This window comes from Leptothrix ochracea, from assembly GCF_041083635.1.
Lineage (GTDB): Bacteria > Pseudomonadota > Gammaproteobacteria > Burkholderiales > Burkholderiaceae_C > Sphaerotilus > Sphaerotilus ochraceus.
Genome location: NZ_JBFPHB010000002.1, coordinates 12820 through 30926, shown reverse-complemented (window position 1 = coordinate 30926; position 18107 = coordinate 12820). Strand labels below are relative to the sequence as shown.

Genomic DNA, 18107 nt, shown 5'->3' with positions numbered 1-18107 from the left:
ATGTCGGACACGCCTACGCCTGCTGTCGCTCCATCGGGGGTCCCGCCGGTGGCTCCGTCGAGTGTGCCGCCGTCCACGGTGAAACCCACCTTGGCTTTGCCCTTTGATCTGCGTTTGATGCGCTCGGTCACGCTGGTCTTGCTCGGGCTGGTGGCTTTGGCGCTGGTGGTGGCGGCCGGGCTGTGGGGGACGCGTTCTGCCCTGTTCACGGTGCGCAGCCTTGATGTGCGTGGTCATGCCCCGCATCACACGGCGGCATCTTTGCAAGATGACGCCGTGCCCAGGCTGGTGGGGAACTACTTCAGCATGGATCTGAAGGCGGCGCGGGCGGTGTTTGAGTCCATGCCCTGGATTCGCCATGCGACGGTCAGTCGGGTGTGGCCCAATCGGTTGGCGGTGACGCTTGAAGAATACGAACCGGTGGCCTTGTGGGAGCGTGACGAGGGCGACGATTTGCTGGTCGATGCGCAGGGGCGGATCTTCGAAGTCAACATGGGCGACCTCGATGATGAAGGCATGGTGAGCTTGCGGGGTCCGCAAGGGTCGGCGCCAGAGGTTTTAGCGATGTGGCACGCGATGGCGCCGGTACTCAAGCCCCTTGGCTCCGAACTGGGTCGCGTGGCTCTTTCGGACCGTGGATCTTGGCGCGTGGAGCTGCGCAGTGGGCCCGTTTTGGAATTGGGTCGCGGATCACGTGAGGAAGTCCTCGCACGCACGCAGCGTTTCGCGCAAACCATTGGACAATTGCAGGAGCGTTTCCAGCGTCGCGCCGTGGAGTACGCCGATTTGCGTCACAACGAAGGTTTTGCCGTGCGTCTGGTGGGTATGGGCACGACAACGGTTGAGAGCATCAAGCGCAAGACGCGCTGAGCGCGCGCTGCTTGCGAGGAACAGAGGAATGGCCAAGGAATACAAGGAACTGGTGGTTGGCCTCGATATCGGCACCCACAAGATCATGGTGGTGGTCGCGGAGATCTTGCCCAATGGTGAGTTGCGACTGGCGGGCATGGGGGTTGCGCCGTCACGCGGGCTCAAGCGTGGTGTGGTGGTGAACATCGACGCCACGGTGGAGTCGATTCAGCAAGCGCTCAAAGAAGCCGAGATGATGGCTGACTGCAAGATCACGCGGGCCTACACGGGCATCACCGGCAGCCATATCCGTGGACAGAACTCGACCGGCATGGTCGTCGTGCGCGACCAAGATGTGACTGCGCTGGATGTGTCGCGGGTGATCGAAACGGCCAAAGCGATCCACATGCCGGCCGATCAGCGCCTGCTTTTGGTGGAGCCGCAGAACTTCGTGATCGACGGCCAACCGGTCAAGGAGCCGGTCGGGATGTCCGGTGGGCGGTTGGAGGTCAAGGTGCACTTGGTCACCGGCAACCAAAGTGCGGCAGAAAACATCATCAAGTGCGTGCGTCGTTGCGGCCTTGAGGTCGAGCAACTGGTGCTTAACCCCCGCGCCTCCAGCTTGGCGGTACTGACCGCCGATGAAAAAGATCTGGGCGTGGTGCTGGTCGATATCGGTGCGGGCACGACCGACGTGGCGATTTATGCCGATGGTGCTGTGCGGCATACCGCAGTGATCCCGGTGGCTGGGGATTTGATCACCAGCGATATCGCCATGGCGTTGCGCACACCGACACGGGATGCCGAAGAAATCAAAATTGACTTCGGCGTGGCCAAACAGTTGCTGGCCGACCCGGTGGAACAGATTGAAGTCCCTGGGCTGGGTGATCGTGGGCCGCGTTCCCTCAGCCGACAGGCTTTATCAGGGGTGATTGAGCCCCGGGTGGAAGAAATTTTCGCGATGGTCAACCAAGTGATCCGGGAGTCCGGCTATGGTGAGCGGTTGGCTTCGGGCATGGTGTTGACCGGCGGGGCGGCCGTGATGCCGGGCATGGTGGAGCTGGGCGAGGATATTTTCCTCAAGCCTGTTCGCAAGGGGTTGCCCACCTACGGCGGCCCGCTTTATGACATGCTGGCAAGTCCTCGTTCAGCCACAGCCATGGGTTTGTTGGAAGAGGCGCGACTGGCACGTTACAGAGGCACAAAAGTGGTACGAAGCTCAAGCCAAGTACAGTCGGCCTATGGCCGGGCCAGAGACTGGTTCTTGAGGAATTTCTGATTGTTGGTTGGGACCATGTTCCCAGCACGAAGATGGTGGATACCGACCGCAGACGGTGGTTTTCACGGCAATGAGGATGGTGAGGCGGGTCGCAGCGCGGTAAGCTAGGAGATCGGTATGGGAATCGAAATGATCGAAGAGTTCAATCAAGGCACGCAAATCAAGGTGATCGGCGTGGGTGGTGGTGGTGGCAATGCCGTGGAGCACATGATCCGGCAAGGCGTTCAAGGGGTCGCATTCATCTGTGCGAATACCGATGCGCAAGCCCTGAATCGCTCATCAGCGCATGAACTGTTGCAATTGGGCCACACTGGTTTGGGGGCCGGATCTCGCCCGGACGCGGGGCGGGCTGCGGCCGAGGAAGCGGTGGATCGGATTCGCGCCACGCTGGAAGGCGCCCACATGGCGTTCATCACGGCGGGCATGGGCGGGGGTACCGGTACGGGTGCTGCGCCGGTGATTGCGCGCATCGCCAAGGACATGGGCATTCTGACCGTGGGCGTGGTGACCAAGCCGTTCGAATTTGAAGGTAAGCGTCGGACGCAACAAGCGGATACCGGTTTGGTGGAGCTTGAAGCCAATGTCGATTCGCTGATCGTCGTCTTGAACGAAAAACTGCTCGAAGTTTTGGGTGACGACGTCACCCAAGAAGATGCCTTTGCTGAGGCCAATGACGTGCTGAAAAACGCCGTGGGCGGCATCAGCGACATCATCCATATCCCCGGCTTGGTCAACGTTGACTTTGAAGACGTCAAGACGGTGATGAGTGAGCCTGGCAAGGCCATGATGGGCACGGCCACAGCCAGTGGCCCGGATCGCGCGACCAAGGCAGCGGAAGCGGCCGTGGCTTGCCCGCTGCTTGATGGCATTGATCTGTCGGGGGCGCGTGGCGTGCTGGTGTTGATCGCGGCCAGCAAGGCCACGTTCAAGCTGGCTGAAAGCCGTAATGCCATGACCACCATCCGTCGTTATGCGGCCGATGAAGCGCATGTGATCTTTGGCACGGCCTACGATGAGTCGCTCGGTGACCAGTTGCGCGTGACGGTGATCGCGACCGGTTTGGCGTCGGGCAAGCGTGCGGCTCAGGGCGGCTTGTATGGCCAGCACCAGCCGGCAGGCTATCCAGCCATGCCTCAGGGCTATGCCCCGCAAGCTTTCCAGCCGCAGCAGCAGGTACCGCCGCATGTGGCTGCGGTATCACAGCCGCCGCAGCCAGGTCATCAAGGGCTGAGTGCGCAGCATCCTCAGCAGGCCGTCCAACCGCAGGCGATGGCCCCGCAACAGCACTCCGCTGCGGGAGGGCCACGTGGCACAGACAACATTCCCGTGCTCAACACGCCGGTGCCGCAAAGCGGGGGCTATACCGTGGGTTCGGGCAGCGATTTCGTGCCGCCCAGCGTTTGGCGCAACAACCGCAGTCAAGCGGCGGCGCGCGTCGATGCGCTGGCCAGCAACGGTATGGATGAAATCGAAATCCCCGCCTTTCTGCGCAAGCAGGCGGACTGAGGTCTCTGGATCTCACCGACATCGAACCGAAACATCCGGGATCTAAAATCTGCGCATGATTTGCCAACGTACGCTCAAAGCGTTGACCCGCGCAGTCGGTGTCGGTTTACACAGTGGTCAGAAGGTGGAACTCACCCTCAGGCCCGCTGCCCCAGATACCGGGATTGTTTTTCGGCGCATTGACCTGCCCAGTCCCGTCGATATTCCAGCTGTCACGGCGTCGGTGTGCGACACACGCATGGCCACGACCATTTCGGTGGGCGGCAACCCGGGTGCGCCCAAGGTTCAAACCATCGAGCATTTGATGTCGGCCTGTTGCGGCTTGGGTTTGGATAACCTCTACGTCGATATCACCGCCGACGAAGTGCCGATTCTGGATGGTTCGGCGGCTTCTTTTGTCTTCCTTCTGCAATCAGCGGGTATCGAGATCCAATCGGCGCCGAAGCGCTTTTTGCGGGTCAAAAAGCCGGTTGAAATCCGAGAGGGTGAAGGCCGGGGGTTGAAATGGGCCCGGTTGGAGCCCTATCACGGCTATCGACTTCATTTCGAGATCGACTTTGCGCACCCGGCGGTGGATGCCACGGGGCAACGGGTCAGTTTTGATCTGGGTTCGGGGCAATATCGGCGCGATATTGCCCGTGCGCGCACCTTTGGCTTTACCAAAGACGTCGAGATGATGCGTTCGCGCGGCCTGAGTTTGGGCGGCAGCATGGACAACGCCATCGTGGTCGATGACTACCGGGTGCTCAACGCCGAAGGCCTGCGCTACGACGATGAGTTCGTGAAGCACAAGATTCTTGATGCGATGGGGGATCTCTACGTGGCTGGGCATCCGATGCTGGCCACGTACAGTGCGTTCCGCAGCGGCCACGCCCTCAACAGCAAGCTTTTGCACGCTTTGTACGCCGATGCCACAGCTTGGGAAATCGTCACCTTTGACGATGCGCGTCTCGCGCCCGAAGGTTTTGCCGATCTGGCCCCGGCTTGGTGAGCCTTGCCATCCATGGGGCGGTCATGAATGTGGCTTTGACGGAAAGCGCTGCTATCAACGCAGAGAACATGAGTTTCCTGAACAAGATCACGGCCGAGTGCGAGTCGATGCTGCACTACGCCGTGGGCCAAGCCATCAAGATTCCGGATGACTTGTCCACAGCCCTTGAGCATCTGGACAAGAGCCGACCACGTCTGACCTTGGCCAACACTGTCAAGTTGCATAACCGTTTGGCCGATGTGGTCGCACCAGCGATGCCGCACACCATTCATACGCTGATGAATGACCCCTACAAGGGTACTTTGCTGGGTATTTTTGGCCCGCTGCCCAACGTGCGTTATCTGATCTTGGCGGCGTTGTTTTTCACGGCCATGTTCGTGGCGACCAGTCTATCGTCCCACGTGAACTACAAGAACTTGGAAGCCGGCATCTACAGCATGCAGGGCTGGAACTTGTTCGTTGTGCTGATGTTCTTGATGAGTGCTTCGGGCTTGGGCGCTTGTTTCAATGCTCTTTTCTCGTCCTATCGCTACGTCAGCAACGCCACCTACGACACGCGTTACGACAGCTCGTACTGGATCCGCATCATCTTGGGCTTGATGGCGGGTTTGGTGATGTCGCAAGTGATCTCGTTGGAGAGCTTGACCAGTTTCCAGACCGTCACCATGGCGTCTGCAACCGCTCCTCAGGCCGCTTCTGGCCCCCAAGAAGCAGCGACATCGGCGGCTCTCGCTACATCTGCTTCCAAGACCAAAGATCACCCGCCGGCTGGGGGCGTGGCGTTCGGGAAGCCGTTGCTGGCTTTGCTGGGGGGCTTTTCGGCCGCCATGGTCTATACCGTGCTGCAACGCTTGGTGGAAACCGTGGAGTCGCTTTTCAAGAGCGGTGGCGGCGAATCAGCGGTGATCCAGAAAGAGGCTGCGATGCGCTCCAAGATGGAACGCCAGCTTGCCGAGAGTCGCATGGCGGTGACCGGCGATCTGATCGCCCTCAACGAGGCCGTCAAGAACGGGGCACCGCAAGCCTACGTGATGGCACTGGCGAGCCAAGCGCTCGAAAACATTCGGCCGAATCGAGACGTGGCTGGCGGTCTATCCATCGCACCACCGAATCCATCGGACTGAGGGGCGCTGAATCAGCTGGTCTTCAGTAATGTGACAATTTCACTCGAATGCCCTAAGTTACGCATAGGGCATGGCGCAGAAACACTTGGAAAACACCTGTATGGCTGATGGCGTCCTACACTGCGCCGCAGCCATTTTTGGGGCGCTATTTTCAGGGAACCATCGCTATGAGTGCTGCTTTGACAGAACACCCAACCTCCGCTGTCGATCTTCAAAAAGAGAATGGGTCAACCATCCGTGCAGAAAGCACAGACTTCCTGAAGAACCTGACCGCCGAGTGTGAGTCGATGCTGCATTACGCCGTGGGCCAAGCCATCAAGATTCCAGATGAGTTGACCCACGTGCTGGAACATCTGGACAAGAAACAGCCGAGGCTCACCTTGGCCAACACCGTCAAACTGCATAACCGTTTGGCCGACGTGGTGGCGCCAGCGATGCCGCACACTATTCACACGCTGATGAACGATCCCCATAAAGGGTCCTTGTTGGGCATCTTTGGGCCGTTGCCCAATGTGCGTTATCTGATCGTGGCGGCGTTGTTTTTCACGGCCATGTTCGTGGCGACGAGTTTGTCATCCTACGTGAACTACAGGAATTTGGAAGCTGGCATTTACAGCATGAGCGGTTGGGAGCTGTTCGTGGTGCTGATGTTTTTGATGAGTGCGTCGGGGCTGGGGGCTTGCTTCAATGCGTTGTTTGCGTCCTACCGCTACGTCAGCAACGCCACTTACGACACGCGTTACGACAGCTCGTACTGGATCCGCATCATCTTGGGCTTGATGGCGGGTTTGGTGATGTCGCAAGTGATCTCGTTGGAGAGTTTGACCAGTTTCCAAACCGTGACGGTGGAGGCCGCCGCAGCTCCACAGGCCGCTTCAGCGCCCCAAGAGGGCGCGTCTTCTGCCGTCGCGCTGGCTGAGCAGGGGGGGCAGCATGACAAAGATCAATCGGCTGGAAAGCTCAAAGATCATCCGCCGGCTGGGGGCGTGGCGTTCGGGAAGCCGTTGCTGGCTTTGCTGGGGGGCTTTTCTGCGGCGATGGTTTACACCGTGCTGCAACGCTTGGTGGAAACCGTGGAGTCGCTTTTCAAGAGCGGTGGCGGCGAAGCCGCTGTGATTCAGAAAGAGGCCGCGATGCGCTCCAAGATGGAACGCCAGCTTTCCGAGAGCCGCATGGCCATCAGCGGGGATCTGATTGCGCTCAACGAGGCCGTCAAGAACCGCGCTTCGCAGGAGTACGTTGCCAAGCTTGCGGCCAAAGCGCTTGAAAACATCCGACCCAGCCGAGAGTCCGACAGCGGTATCTCGGTTGAAGGACCGAACAAAGCAGCCTGAGGAGCTCGCCTGGCTCAGTAAATCCGCCCACCCCGATACTGCGCGTGGGTGCGGCGGTTGACTTCGGTGGCTTGGCCGAGGGCGGCAAATGATTTGGCGGCGTGGGCGTGGGTGATGGCCAGTCCCAAGGCGTCAGCGGCGTCTTGACTGGGTTGACCGGGTAATCGCAGCAAGCGCATCACCATGGCTTGGATCTGCGCTTTGCTGGCGTGCCCGTGGCCGACCACGGCTTTTTTCATCTGCAAAGCGGTGTATTCGGTCACCGGCAAATCACACGACACCAGCCCCGTGATGGCTGCTCCACGGGCTTGGCCCAGCAGCAAGGTGCTTTGGGGGTTGACGTTGACAAAGACGATTTCGACCGAGGCGCACTGCGGCTGGTAGGTTGCCACCACCTCGCGCACCCCTTCAAACAAGATCTTCAACCGCCCCGGCAAGTCACCCAAAGCGATGCCCGTGGTGCGGATGGTGCCGCTGGCCACATAGCTCAAATCGTGGCTCTCGACATCGATCACGCCAAAGCCCGTGGTGGCCAAGCCGGGATCGATGCCGAGGATGCGCATACCGCTCAATGCCGTGGCATCCGTGGCATCCGTGGCATCAATGGCGGAAGTGGCGCGTGCCCGTGAAGACCATCGCGATGCCGCGCTCGTTGGCCGCGTCGATCACTTCCTGGTCGCGCATCGAGCCGCCTGGATGGATGACGCAGGTGGCCCCCGCATCGACTACCACGTCGAGGCCGTCGCGGAACGGGAAGAAGGCGTCGCTCGCCACCGCTGTGCCTTGCAGGCTCAGGCCCGCTGCTTGAGCCTTGATCGAGGCGATGCGGGCCGAATCCAAGCGGCTCATCTGCCCGGCACCGACACCGTAGGTCATGCCGTCCTTGCAAAAGACGATGGCGTTGCTCTTCACAAAGCGGCCGACCTTCCAGGCGAACAGCAGGTCTTCCATCTGTTGCGTGGTCGGCTCCAGCTTCGTCACCACCTTGATGGTGCCGACGATGTCGATGTTGTCCGCCGATTGCAGCAGCATGCCGCCGCCGACGCGCTTCATGTCCAGCGGGTTCGACGTGGCCGAGATCGGCACTTCGAGCAGACGCACATTGACCTTGCTGGCGTAAGCCGCACGGGCCGCTGGCGTGATGGCCGGCGCGATCGCCACTTCGACGAAGTGCTTGTTGGCGTTGATTCTCTCCACCACGTCGGCGTCGAGCGGACGGTTGAAGGCGATGATGCCGCCGAAGGCCGAAGTCGGGTCGGTTTTCAAAGCCTTCTCGTAGGCTTCGAGCAGATTCGCGCCGATGGCTACGCCACAGGGGTTGGCGTGCTTGACGATCACGCAGGCCGGCACGTCGAAGGCCTTGACGCATTCCCAGGCGGCGTCGGCATCGGCGATGTTGTTGAAGCTGAGTTCCTTGCCCTGGATCTGGGTCCAACCTGCGAGAAGGCCAGCAGCCGGAGCGGCTTCCTTGTAGAAAGCGGCCGACTGGTGCGGGTTCTCGCCGTAGCGCATGCCCTGCACCTTGTGCAGTTGCAGGTTGAAGACACTCGGGTAGGCCTCGCGCTTGGGCACTTCGGCGGTTTTCTCTTCCGAGCCGGCTTCGAGCGCGGTGAGGTAGTTGCTGATCATGCCGTCGTAGGCGGCGGTGTGCGAGAACACCTTTTTGGCCAGCATGAACTTGGTGGCGCGGGTCAGGGCCGTGCCGCTGGAAGCCTGCAACTCGGACAACACCTGCGGATAGTCGGTCGGATCGATCACCACGCCCACGTCCTGCCAGTTCTTGGCGGCGGCGCGCAGCATCGCCGGGCCGCCGATGTCGATGTTCTCGATTGCGTCTTCGAAGGTGCAGTCGGCCTTGGCCGTGGCTTGGGCGAAGGGGTACAGGTTGATGATCAAGAGATCAATGGTGTCGATGCCGTGCGCTTTCAGCGCGGCCATGTGCTCAGGCAGGTCCCGCCGGGCCAGCAGGCCACCGTGCACGCGCGGGTGCAGGGTCTTGACGCGGCCGTCGAGCATCTCGGGGAAGCCGGTGATCTCGCTGACTTCGGTGACGGGCAAACCGGCGCCAGCCAGCAACTTGGCGGTGCCGCCCGTGGACAGCAGCTTGATGCCATGCGCGTGCAGGCTTTGGGCAAATTCGAGGATGCCGGTCTTGTCGGAGACGGAGAGAAGGGCGGTCAGGGCCATGGTGGAAGCGGCTTTTCTAGGTAAGGAGGAAAGGAAAATCGGTGATCCGAGGCTTGAATCAGGAGGCCAGATCGTGCTCGACCAGCTTGCGGCGCAGGGTGTTGCGGTTGATGCCGAGCCATTCAGCGGCGCGGCTTTGGTTGCCTTCGGCACGCTCCATCACCACATTCAGCAGGGGCCGTTCAACCGCCTTGACCACCATCTCGTAGAGCGAGCGCGGTTCGGTACCGTTCAAGTCGGCGAAGTAGGTACTCAAGGTGGTGCGAATGCACACATCCAAGGGGCTGGCGTCGGCGGGGGGCTCGTTGTTGTCGGGGTTCATGCGGCGAGTTCTTCTGGAACAGGGGGGAAACGGGCTGGCCAGCGGGGATGGTGCTGCGCCAGCGCACTGAAAAAATCGCTCACCGCCGCGATCTGGGCGTCGGGAGTTGTCAAGGTGTTCATCTGGGCCCGAAAGACCGGGCCTTCGGCCAGCTCGGCCACGCTCCAGCCGATGTGTTTGCGGGCACTGCGCACGCCGATGAACTCACCGTACAGGGCGTGATGCTCATGCAGTTGGGCGATCAGCCAAGCCGCCACCTCGGTGGTCAGCGGTGCTGGACGCAGCGTGCCGTGCTCAAGGTAGTGGGCGATATCGCCGCCCAGCCAAGGACGACCCAGCGCGGCGCGGCCGATCATCACAGCGTCCGCGCCGGTGGCCGCCAAGACGGCTTGGGCCTTGGCGGGCGAGTCGATGTCGCCGTTGGCGACCACGGGAATACGCAGTGCGGCTTTGACGGCGGCGATGGTGCGGTATTCGGCCTCGCCCTTGTAGCCCTGTTCACGCGTGCGACCGTGCACGGTCACCAGCGCGATGCCCGCGGCTTCAGCACCACGCGCTAGGCGTTCCGCGTTGCGCTCACTGGCGCACCAGCCGGTGCGCATTTTGAGGGTGACCGGCACGTTGTGGGGCGCGCAGGCACGGACCACGGCGTCGATGATGCTGAGCGCCAGTGGCTCGTTTTGCATCAAGGCCGATCCCGCCCAAACGTTGCAGACCTTTTTGGCTGGGCAGCCCATGTTGATGTCGATGATCTGCGCCCCGTGATCGATGTTGAAGCGCGCGGCTTCAGCCATTTGAGCCGGGTCGGTGCCGGCGATTTGTACCGCGATCGGCGCGCTTTCACCGACGTGATTCAAGCGGGTGGCGGTTTTGCGACTGTGGCGCAGCTCCGGCTTGGCCGTCACCATCTCGCCCACGGCGTAGCCCGTACCCAGCCGTTTGCACAGTTGGCGAAAAGGCCGGTCCGTCACGCCTGCCATCGGGGCAAGAAAGACCGCGTTCGGCAGCTCGAAGGGGCCGATATGCATGGGATGGAGAGGAAGCCGCGCAACGCAAGTTGCTGAAAAAGGAGGCAGGAGTATAGCGGCCCAAGGAGGAGTGGGGCACACTCGCGGCTTCGTGTGATCACGCTTTCCAGCGCCTTGGAGCGCTGTCGCCTCTGTCATGGAAGCTTGGATTGCCCACGCTGTTCAACAGCTTTTGGTGTGGATGGCGTTGCCAGAGATTGGTCTGCCAGCGGTGTTCTTCATCGCTTTTGTCTCCGCCACCTTGCTGCCGTTGGGCTCGGAGCCTGCGGTGTTTGGCCTGATCAAGCTCAATCCCGAGCTGTTCTGGCCGGCCATTTTGGTCGCAACTGTCGGCAACACCTTGGGCGGAGCGGTCTCGTGGTGGATGGGCTGGGGCGCGGAGAAGCTCTACGAAAAAACCACCCATCACAGCCCAGAGCACCGCGTGCTGGGATGGTTGCGTCGCTTCGGTGCCCGAGCTTGTTTGCTGAGCTGGCTGCCCGTGGTGGGCGATCCGCTGTGTGCGGTGGCCGGTTGGCTGCGTTTGCCGTTTTGGCCCTGTGTGGCCTGCATGGCACTGGGCAAGTTTGGGCGCTACGTGGTCATGACCAGCACCCTGCTTTGGGTGTTTTAAGCCTTAACGGCGTCGGATAAACGCAGGTTGCGGTTCGCCGAAGCCATCTTGGGGCGCCGATGGCGTCATCGAAGAGGACGGGCCGCCCATGCTGGCGTGAGGTGGCCATTGCCGGTGGCTTTGCAAATCAGCGTTGTTGCCCGCAGCAAAGCTGGGGAAACGGCTGCTTGAGGAGCTGAGGCCAGCGCTGGGATCGGTCTCTGGGAAGGACTGATCGCGTAGATCCGGGGCGAAGAACGAGTCTTGGCTGAAGCCGGATTCGTACCACGGTGTGCCGCTGCGTGGCGTGCGCACGGCATGGGCCAAGGTGGAGCGACCGTTGCCACCGCTTTGCGTGGTGGCCGACGGCTGCTGCTGGTTGGCGCTGTTTCTCGGTGCGTTGGCGTTGGCGCGATCCGGCGCGCTGGCATGGGCCTGACCGGCCCCAGGGACATAGGTGCGCGCGGCCGTTTCGCCTTGCTGCGGCACGATGCCTTGCAGATCCGAGGTGGACGGCAACTGATCGCTGCGGCACTCGATGTAACGAATCCGGCAGGCTGTCAAGACCGCTTGCTTGATGACGGTGGTGCGGCGCGAGGGTTTGAAATCAGGCCGCTTGATGTCCAAGGCGGCCAGCACGCGGCCGTTGTCAGCGCAGATGATGAAACTAACGTGGATCGGGCCCAGCAGGCCAAACCAGTAGCGCACGTCGTTGCGATCGACCGGCTGGCAAAAGCGCACCAAGGGCACTTTGGCCAAGATCATGTGATGCGGCAGGGCAGCGCGCAGCTGTCGGTAGAGCGTGCGTTCTTCGGGCGAGAACAAGGGCCGCTGCACCAAAGGCCATTCGGTGGGCAGGTCATCAGCGGCTTGTTTGCGCGCCGAGCGCCACAGCAGCGTGAACACCACCACGACCAACAAGGCCAAGGCGACGACGACAAGGAGCCAAGCGCTGACAGACATGGCGTTACCCGTTCAGACGGCCCAAGGCGTGAGTCGCCGCAGGCTTATCTCTCAAGTTGCAGACTGTGATCCAAGGCACGTTGTCGATCTCGGCGGGATGGTGATAAAGAAAAAGCCCAAGGTGTGTTGGCTGTGACTGTAGCTGAAACGAAGCGCTGAACCCGAGCGACGGGCACCGTTTCAAACGCTCTGGCGCGTGAAACGGCGCAAAAACGACACCGATTTTCGAATTTAGAACGGAATGTCGTCGTCCATGCCCCCAAAGCTTGACGCTGAAGACGGCGCTGGGCTTGGGGCGCTGCGAGCCGGTGCGGGTGCGGCCGAACGTTGCGGTGCTTGGCGCGGTGCGGCCGAGCGCGGGGCGAAATCAGCACTGCCGCCACCCATATCGTCACCTCCTTGCATGCCTTCACGCCCGCCGAGCAGTTGCATTTGCTCGGCGACGATTTCAGTGGTGTAGTTGTCTTTGCCGTCTTTGTCTTGCCACTTGCGGGTTTTCAGACGGCCTTCGATGTAAACCGGCCGGCCTTTGCGCAGGTATTCGCCCGCGATCTCGGCCAAACGGTCGAAGAACACCACGCGGTGCCATTCGGTTTCTTCGGCGCGTTCGCCCGAAGTTTTGTCTTTCCAGTTCCGGGTGGTGGCGACTGACACGTTGCACACGGCCGAACCGCTGGGCTGATAACGGACTTCGGGGTCTCGGCCGAGGTTGCCGATGAGAATGACTTTATTGACGGAGGCCATGAAGCCGCTCCTGAATGCGCTGCTGAATGACCGGCGATTGTGCCCCAGCTTGGGTTCAACGAACGCACCCCTTGATGTGTCCCATCACGGCATCCCATTACCATCCCCGCCCATGCCTGCCTCGTTTGAAGATTTGCTTGAAGACCCCGTTCCCGCTGCCCGTCGTGTCTTGCACGAGGTCTTCGGCTATCCCGCCTTTCGGGGCCAGCAAGAAGCGGTTGTGGCGCATGTGGCCCAAGGCGGGGATGCGCTGGTGCTGATGCCCACCGGCGGCGGCAAAAGCCTGTGCTATCAGGTGCCGGCCATCCTGCGCCATCAAGCGGGGATGGGTGTGACGGTGGTGGTGAGCCCTTTGATCGCCCTGATGCACGACCAAGTGGGCGCGCTCGATGAAGCGGGCGTGGCCTCGGCCTTTCTCAACTCGTCCTTGAATGCCGCCCAAACCCAAGCGGTGGAGCGCGATTTGCTCGCCGGGCGCTTGACCTTGCTGTACGCCGCGCCCGAGCGCGTCATCTCGCCGCGTTTTTTGGGCATCTTGACCTCGCTGGCTGAGCGCGGCTTGTTGGCGCTGTTTGCCATCGACGAGGCGCATTGCGTCAGTCAGTGGGGCCATGACTTCCGCGCGGACTACCTGCAACTCTCGGTGCTGCACGAGCAGTTCCCGCAGGTCCCGCGTCTGGCCCTGACCGCCACCGCCGATGCCCAGACCCAAGCCGACATCTTGGCGCGCTTGCAATTGAACGAGGCGCGCCGTTTTGTGGCCAGCTTCGATCGGCCCAACATCCACTACAACATCGTTGAACGTGACAGCGCCCGCACGCAGTTGCTGCGTTTTATTCGCAGTGAACACGCCGATGCGGCCGGCATCATCTACGCCGGCTCCAGGCGCAAGGTGGAAGAAACGGCCGCTTGGCTGTGCGAGCAGGGCCTGAACGCCTTGCCGTACCACGCGGGCATGGACGCGGAGCAGCGCCGCCGCAACCAAGACCGCTTCTTGCGCGAAGACGGCCTGATCATGGTGGCCACCATCGCCTTTGGCATGGGCATCGACAAGCCCGATGTGCGCTTCGTGGCCCATTTGGAGCTGCCCAAAAACATCGAAGGCTATTACCAAGAAACCGGCCGGGCGGGCCGCGACGGTGCACCGGCCCAAGCGTGGATGAGCTACGGCTTGGCCGATGTGGTGCATCAGCGCCGTTTGATCGACGACAGCCCCGCTGACGACCTCTTCAAGCGCGCCCAGCGGCGCAAGCTTGACGCTTTGCTGGCGCTGGTCGAGGCCCATGACTGCCGGCGCGTGCGTTTGCTGAGTTATTTCGACGAAGCCAGCGAGCCCTGCGGTAACTGCGACAACTGCCTGCATCCGCCCCAGACGTGGGACGGCACCGAAGCGGCGCGCAAGGCCTTGTCATGCATCTACCGATTCACCCAGCATGGCGTGGCACACCACAGCGCACGCAGTTTTGGCGTGGCGCATTTGATCGATGTCTTGCGCGGCAAGCTCACCGACAAGGTGAGTCAGATGGGCCACGAAAGCTTGTCCACCTTTGGCATCGGGGCGGATCTGTCCGACGCCCAGTGGCGCGCCGTGATGCGGCAACTCGTGGCCATGGGCTATCTCGATACCGAAGGCGAGTTCAACACCTTGGCGCTGAACGAGCGCGCGCGGGAGGTCTTGCGCGGCGAAGTCAGCCTGCGCATGAAAACCCCGGCCTTGCCCAAAGAGGTGGCCGGTCGCAAGGCCCAAGATCGCCGGGGTTGGCGCACCGGGGCGGCGGCTGACGCGGCCAAGGTGCTGGAAGACCTCGATAGCGCCGCCCAAGCCCGTTTCGACGCCCTCAAAACATGGCGTGCCGGGGTGGCCCGCGATCACAACCTGCCGGCCTACCTCGTTTTCCAGAACATCACCCTGGCCGAAATGGCCCAGCGCTGGCCGCACAACCTCGACGACTTGGCCTGCGTGCCCGGCGTTGGCGCCAAAAAGCTCACCGCTTACGGCGCACAAATTCTGGATGTGCTGCACGGGGCCGCGTAGACCCCCTCATCACCCCAGCACCGGTGCCAGCGCGCGGCGGGCCTCGGCTTCGCTCAGGGCTTGGCGCTGGGCAAAGTCGCGCAACTGGTCGTCGCCGATCCGGCCGACGTTGAAGTACAGCGCCTCGGGGTGGGCGAGGTAAAAGCCGCTCACCGACGCGGCGGGCGTCATCGCCATGCTTTCTGTCAGGTGCATGCCGATGTCAGCGGCCCCCAGCACCTCGAACATGGCGCGTTTGACGAGGTGGTCCGGGCACGCGGGGTAGCCGGGGGCCGGGCGGATGCCCCGATATGTTTCGGCGATCAGCTCAGCGTTGCTGAGCGCTTCGTCGGCGGCGTAACCCCACAGCTCGGTGCGCACGCGCTGATGCATGCGCTCAGCAAAGGCTTCGGCCAGCCGGTCGGCCAAGGCCTTGAGCATGATGGCGCTGTAGTCGTCGTGCTGCTCTAAGAACTGCGCTTCCTTCTTCTCGATGGCCAGCCCGGCAGTGACGGCAAACAGGCCGATGTGATCCGCCTTGACGCCCTTGGGGGCGATGAAGTCGGCCAAGCTGCGATTCGGGCGCTGTATTTTTGCGCCGTTCTCACCGTCGATCACCGGTCGGGCGGTTTGCATGCGCAGCGGCTGCCAGCGCATCAGCACCTGGCTGCGGCTTTCGTCGGCGTAGATCTCGATGGTGTCGTCGTCCACGGTGTTGGCCGGCAGCAGGCTGATCACGCCGTTGGCTTGCAACCATCGACCATCGATCAAGCGTTGCAGCATTTGCTGGCCGTCTTGGAAGACGCGGCTGGCTTCGGTGCCGACCACCGCGTCTTGCAAGATCTGCGGGAACTTGCCCGCCAAGTCCCAAGTCTGGAAGAACGGTGCCCAGTCGATGCAAGCCGCCAACTCAGCCAGATCTTGATGGCGAAACAGCCGTCGGCCGATGAACTTCGGTGTGGGCGGCGTGTAGCTGGCCCAGTCGATGGGCGTTTTGTTGGCGCGGGCTTGGGCCAGCGTCACCAGCGGCGTGGTCTTTTTGCTGGCGTGCAAGGCGCGCACCTGTTGGTAATCCGCGTGCAGCTCGGCCACGAAGGCCGCCGAGCGCTCTTCGCTCAGCAGGTCCGAGCACACGCCCACAGCGCGCGAGGCGTCCGGCACATAGACCACCGGGCCGCTGTAATGCGGCGCGATCTTCACGGCGGTGTGCACGCGTGAGCAGGTGGCACCACCGATCAGCAGCGGCGTGCCACGCTCGGCAAAGTAGGGATCGCGCTGCATCTCGGCCGCCACGTGCTGCATTTCTTCCAGGCTGGGCGTGATCAAGCCGGAAAGGCCAATGATGTCGGCCCCTTCTTCTTGGGCTTTTTTCAGGATGTCTTGGCACGGCACCATGACGCCCATGTTGATCACCTCAAAGTTATTGCACTGCAAAACCACGGTGACGATGTTCTTGCCGATGTCGTGTACGTCGCCTTTGACGGTGGCGATGACGATCTTGCCTTTGGGTTTGACATCCGCGCCGGCGTTTTCCAACGCTTTTTTCTCGGCTTCGATGTAGGGCAGCAGATGCGCCACCGCTTGCTTCATGACGCGTGCGCTTTTCACCACCTGCGGCAAGAACATCTTGCCGGCCCCAAAGCGGTCGCCCACGATGTTCATGCCCGCCATCAAGGGGCCTTCAATCACATGCAGCGGCCGCCCGCCTCGGGCGTGGATGGCTTGCCAAGCTTCTTCGGTGTCCAAGTCGATGAACTCGGTGATGCCATGCACCAAGGCGTGGCTCAGGCGGTCTTCGACGCTCACGGGGTGTTCAGGCGTGCCGCGCCAAGCCAACTTGGCCGAATCATCCTTGGCGGCGCCTTTGGCCGTTTCAGCGATCTCGATCAGACGCTCACCCGCGTCAGCGCGGCGATTCAACACCACGTCTTCAACCCGCTCGCGCAAGACGGGCTCCAGATCGTCATACACGCCGACCATGCCGGCGTTGACGATGCCCATGTCCATGCCCGCTTGAATCGCGTGATAGAGGAACACGGTGTGGATGGCTTCGCGCACCGGCTCGTTGCCCCGGAAACTGAACGAGACGTTCGATACCCCGCCCGAGACTTTGGCCCCCGGCAGGTTTTGCTTGATCCAGCGCGTGGCGTTGATGAAATCGACCGCGTAGTTGTCGTGTTCTTCGATGCCGGTGGCGATGGCGAAGATGTTCGGGTCAAAGATGATGTCTTCAGCCGGAAACCCCACCTCTTCGACCAAAAGCTTGTAGGCCCGGGCGCAGATCTCGGTCTTGCGCTGAAAGGTGTCGGCCTGACCGGCCTCGTCAAAAGCCATCACCACGGCCGCCGCACCGTAGCGTTTGACCAACTTGGCTTGGCGCTTGAATTCGGCCTCGCCTTCTTTCATCGAGATCGAATTGACGATGCCTTTGCCTTGAATGCACTTCAGGCCGGCTTCGATCACCTCCCATTTGGAGGAATCGATCATCACTGGCACACGGGCGATTTCCGGCTCGCCCGCGATCAGATTCAAGAACCGCACCATGGCCGCCTTGCTGTCGAGCATGGCTTCATCCATGTTGATGTCGATGATCTGCGCGCCGTTTTCGACCTGTTGGCGGGCAACGGCCAAGGCCTTTTCGTACTCACCGGCCAAGATCATCTTGGCAAAAACGCGTGAGCCGGTGACGTTGGTGCGTTCGCCGACGTTGACGAACAGCGTGCCCGCGCCGATCTCCACCGGCTCAAGGCCGGAAAGACGCAGCGGGGGCGGGGGAAGAACGGAAAAAGAAGAAGACGAAGAAGATGAAGAAGAGGTCATGTCGCGGCAGCTCGATAGGCGGCCGCGATTTTCGCCGATGTTCAGGCCTCAGCCGTCAGCAAGGCGTAGAGCTCGTCTTTCAGGTGGACGCGGCGCAGCTTCAACTGCTCCAACTCTTCGCCGGAGCAGTGCTCCAGTTGCTGCTCAAAACGCACCACCGACTTGTCCACGGTTTCGTACTCGTTGGCCAAGTGGGTGAAGTGCGCATGGCTCTTCAGCGCGCTGATGCGCTCACGCAGTTCGGGGAAGTCTTTGCTCAAGGGGTGATGTTCGATGATCATGCGGGTTTCTTTGAAGGCAGAAGTGATGCTCTGTTGTAGCGCGATCGCCGCTGGCAGAAATTGACCCGCATCA

General features: G+C 61.6%; 16 protein-coding genes. 8 read left to right on the top strand and 8 right to left on the bottom strand.

The window, feature by feature from the left end:
• From AB3X39_RS00200 to AB3X39_RS00175, 6 genes are all read left to right on the top strand, one after another.
• Positions 1-870: a cell division protein FtsQ/DivIB gene (locus AB3X39_RS00200; RefSeq protein ID WP_369415328.1), complete on the top strand. Its 870-nt coding sequence runs from the start codon at positions 1-3 to the stop codon at positions 868-870.
• Between the two features lie 28 nt (positions 871-898).
• Complete coding sequence (gene ftsA, locus AB3X39_RS00195) at positions 899-2128, top strand: cell division protein FtsA (RefSeq protein WP_369415327.1); 1230 nt, start codon at positions 899-901, stop codon at positions 2126-2128.
• 117 nt (positions 2129-2245) lie between these two features.
• A complete protein-coding gene (ftsZ, locus tag AB3X39_RS00190; protein ID WP_369415326.1) occupies positions 2246-3634 on the top strand; it encodes a cell division protein FtsZ in 1389 nt (462 codons plus the stop codon).
• Positions 3635-3689: 55 nt separating this feature from the next.
• Complete coding sequence (gene lpxC / locus AB3X39_RS00185; RefSeq protein ID WP_369415325.1) at positions 3690-4625, top strand: UDP-3-O-acyl-N-acetylglucosamine deacetylase; 936 nt, start codon at positions 3690-3692, stop codon at positions 4623-4625.
• A 23-nt stretch (positions 4626-4648) separates the two neighbouring features.
• Positions 4649-5749, top strand: coding sequence for a hypothetical protein (locus AB3X39_RS00180; protein WP_369415324.1), 1101 nt, complete (start codon positions 4649-4651; stop codon positions 5747-5749).
• Between the two features lie 167 nt (positions 5750-5916).
• On the top strand, positions 5917-7083 hold the full coding sequence (locus AB3X39_RS00175; protein WP_369415323.1) for a hypothetical protein: 1167 nt from the start codon (positions 5917-5919) through the stop codon (positions 7081-7083).
• A gap of 14 nt (positions 7084-7097) precedes the next feature.
• Here AB3X39_RS00175 and ruvC read toward each other — a convergent pair whose 3' ends face one another.
• From ruvC to dusB, 4 genes are read right to left on the bottom strand one after another with little or no spacing between them, the layout of a single operon-like run.
• Positions 7098-7646: a crossover junction endodeoxyribonuclease RuvC gene (ruvC, locus tag AB3X39_RS00170; RefSeq protein WP_369415441.1), complete on the bottom strand. Its 549-nt coding sequence runs from the start codon at positions 7644-7646 to the stop codon at positions 7098-7100.
• Positions 7647-7683: 37 nt separating this feature from the next.
• Entirely contained in the window at positions 7684-9270 is a 1587-nt protein-coding gene (purH, locus tag AB3X39_RS00165) for a bifunctional phosphoribosylaminoimidazolecarboxamide formyltransferase/IMP cyclohydrolase (RefSeq protein ID WP_369415322.1), read from the bottom strand.
• Positions 9271-9328: 58 nt separating this feature from the next.
• Positions 9329-9592: a helix-turn-helix domain-containing protein gene (locus tag AB3X39_RS00160; RefSeq protein ID WP_369415321.1), complete on the bottom strand. Its 264-nt coding sequence runs from the start codon at positions 9590-9592 to the stop codon at positions 9329-9331.
• Positions 9589-10620, bottom strand: coding sequence for a tRNA dihydrouridine synthase DusB (gene dusB / locus AB3X39_RS00155; RefSeq protein ID WP_369415320.1), 1032 nt, complete (start codon positions 10618-10620; stop codon positions 9589-9591). The genes AB3X39_RS00160 and dusB overlap by 4 nt, the downstream gene beginning before the upstream one ends.
• A gap of 136 nt (positions 10621-10756) precedes the next feature.
• Between dusB and AB3X39_RS00150 the strand changes: the two genes are divergently transcribed.
• Entirely contained in the window at positions 10757-11233 is a 477-nt protein-coding gene (locus AB3X39_RS00150) for a YqaA family protein (RefSeq protein ID WP_369415319.1), read from the top strand.
• 3 nt (positions 11234-11236) lie between these two features.
• Here AB3X39_RS00150 and AB3X39_RS00145 read toward each other — a convergent pair whose 3' ends face one another.
• Positions 11237-12175: a DUF2726 domain-containing protein gene (locus AB3X39_RS00145; protein ID WP_369415318.1), complete on the bottom strand. Its 939-nt coding sequence runs from the start codon at positions 12173-12175 to the stop codon at positions 11237-11239.
• 231 nt (positions 12176-12406) lie between these two features.
• Positions 12407-12919 (bottom strand): single-stranded DNA-binding protein, encoded by a 513-nt coding sequence (ssb, locus tag AB3X39_RS00140; RefSeq protein WP_369415317.1) that lies wholly within the window; start codon positions 12917-12919, stop codon positions 12407-12409.
• A 112-nt stretch (positions 12920-13031) separates the two neighbouring features.
• Between ssb and recQ the strand changes: the two genes are divergently transcribed.
• Entirely contained in the window at positions 13032-14954 is a 1923-nt protein-coding gene (recQ, locus tag AB3X39_RS00135; protein WP_369415316.1) for a DNA helicase RecQ, read from the top strand.
• Positions 14955-14963: 9 nt separating this feature from the next.
• Here the strand turns inward: recQ and metH are convergent, their stop codons facing one another.
• Both metH and AB3X39_RS00125 read right to left on the bottom strand, forming a co-directional pair.
• Positions 14964-17753 (bottom strand): methionine synthase, encoded by a 2790-nt coding sequence (gene metH / locus AB3X39_RS00130; protein ID WP_369415315.1) that lies wholly within the window; start codon positions 17751-17753, stop codon positions 14964-14966.
• A gap of 41 nt (positions 17754-17794) precedes the next feature.
• On the bottom strand, positions 17795-18034 hold the full coding sequence (locus AB3X39_RS00125) for an HP1242/YdcH family protein (protein WP_369415314.1): 240 nt from the start codon (positions 18032-18034) through the stop codon (positions 17795-17797).
• Between the last annotated feature and the right edge of the window lie 73 nt (positions 18035-18107).

Bases quoted from the DNA above. Each gene is read 5' to 3' on its own strand.
- AB3X39_RS00200 (WP_369415328.1), top strand. From the start codon at position 1: ATGTCGGACACGCCTACGCCTGCTGTCGCTCCATCGGGGGTCCCGCCG.
- ftsA (WP_369415327.1), top strand. From the start codon at position 899: ATGGCCAAGGAATACAAGGAACTGGTGGTTGGCCTCGATATCGGCACC.
- ftsZ (WP_369415326.1), top strand. From the start codon at position 2,246: ATGGGAATCGAAATGATCGAAGAGTTCAATCAAGGCACGCAAATCAAG.
- lpxC (WP_369415325.1), top strand. From the start codon at position 3,690: ATGATTTGCCAACGTACGCTCAAAGCGTTGACCCGCGCAGTCGGTGTC.
- AB3X39_RS00180 (WP_369415324.1), top strand. From the start codon at position 4,649: ATGAATGTGGCTTTGACGGAAAGCGCTGCTATCAACGCAGAGAACATG.
- AB3X39_RS00175 (WP_369415323.1), top strand. From the start codon at position 5,917: ATGAGTGCTGCTTTGACAGAACACCCAACCTCCGCTGTCGATCTTCAA.
- ruvC (WP_369415441.1), bottom strand. From the start codon at position 7,646: ATGCGCATCCTCGGCATCGATCCCGGCTTGGCCACCACGGGCTTTGGC.
- purH (WP_369415322.1), bottom strand. From the start codon at position 9,270: ATGGCCCTGACCGCCCTTCTCTCCGTCTCCGACAAGACCGGCATCCTC.
- AB3X39_RS00160 (WP_369415321.1), bottom strand. From the start codon at position 9,592: ATGAACCCCGACAACAACGAGCCCCCCGCCGACGCCAGCCCCTTGGAT.
- dusB (WP_369415320.1), bottom strand. From the start codon at position 10,620: ATGCATATCGGCCCCTTCGAGCTGCCGAACGCGGTCTTTCTTGCCCCG.
- AB3X39_RS00150 (WP_369415319.1), top strand. From the start codon at position 10,757: ATGGAAGCTTGGATTGCCCACGCTGTTCAACAGCTTTTGGTGTGGATG.
- AB3X39_RS00145 (WP_369415318.1), bottom strand. From the start codon at position 12,175: ATGTCTGTCAGCGCTTGGCTCCTTGTCGTCGTCGCCTTGGCCTTGTTG.
- ssb (WP_369415317.1), bottom strand. From the start codon at position 12,919: ATGGCCTCCGTCAATAAAGTCATTCTCATCGGCAACCTCGGCCGAGAC.
- recQ (WP_369415316.1), top strand. From the start codon at position 13,032: ATGCCTGCCTCGTTTGAAGATTTGCTTGAAGACCCCGTTCCCGCTGCC.
- metH (WP_369415315.1), bottom strand. From the start codon at position 17,753: ATGACCTCTTCTTCATCTTCTTCGTCTTCTTCTTTTTCCGTTCTTCCC.
- AB3X39_RS00125 (WP_369415314.1), bottom strand. From the start codon at position 18,034: ATGATCATCGAACATCACCCCTTGAGCAAAGACTTCCCCGAACTGCGT.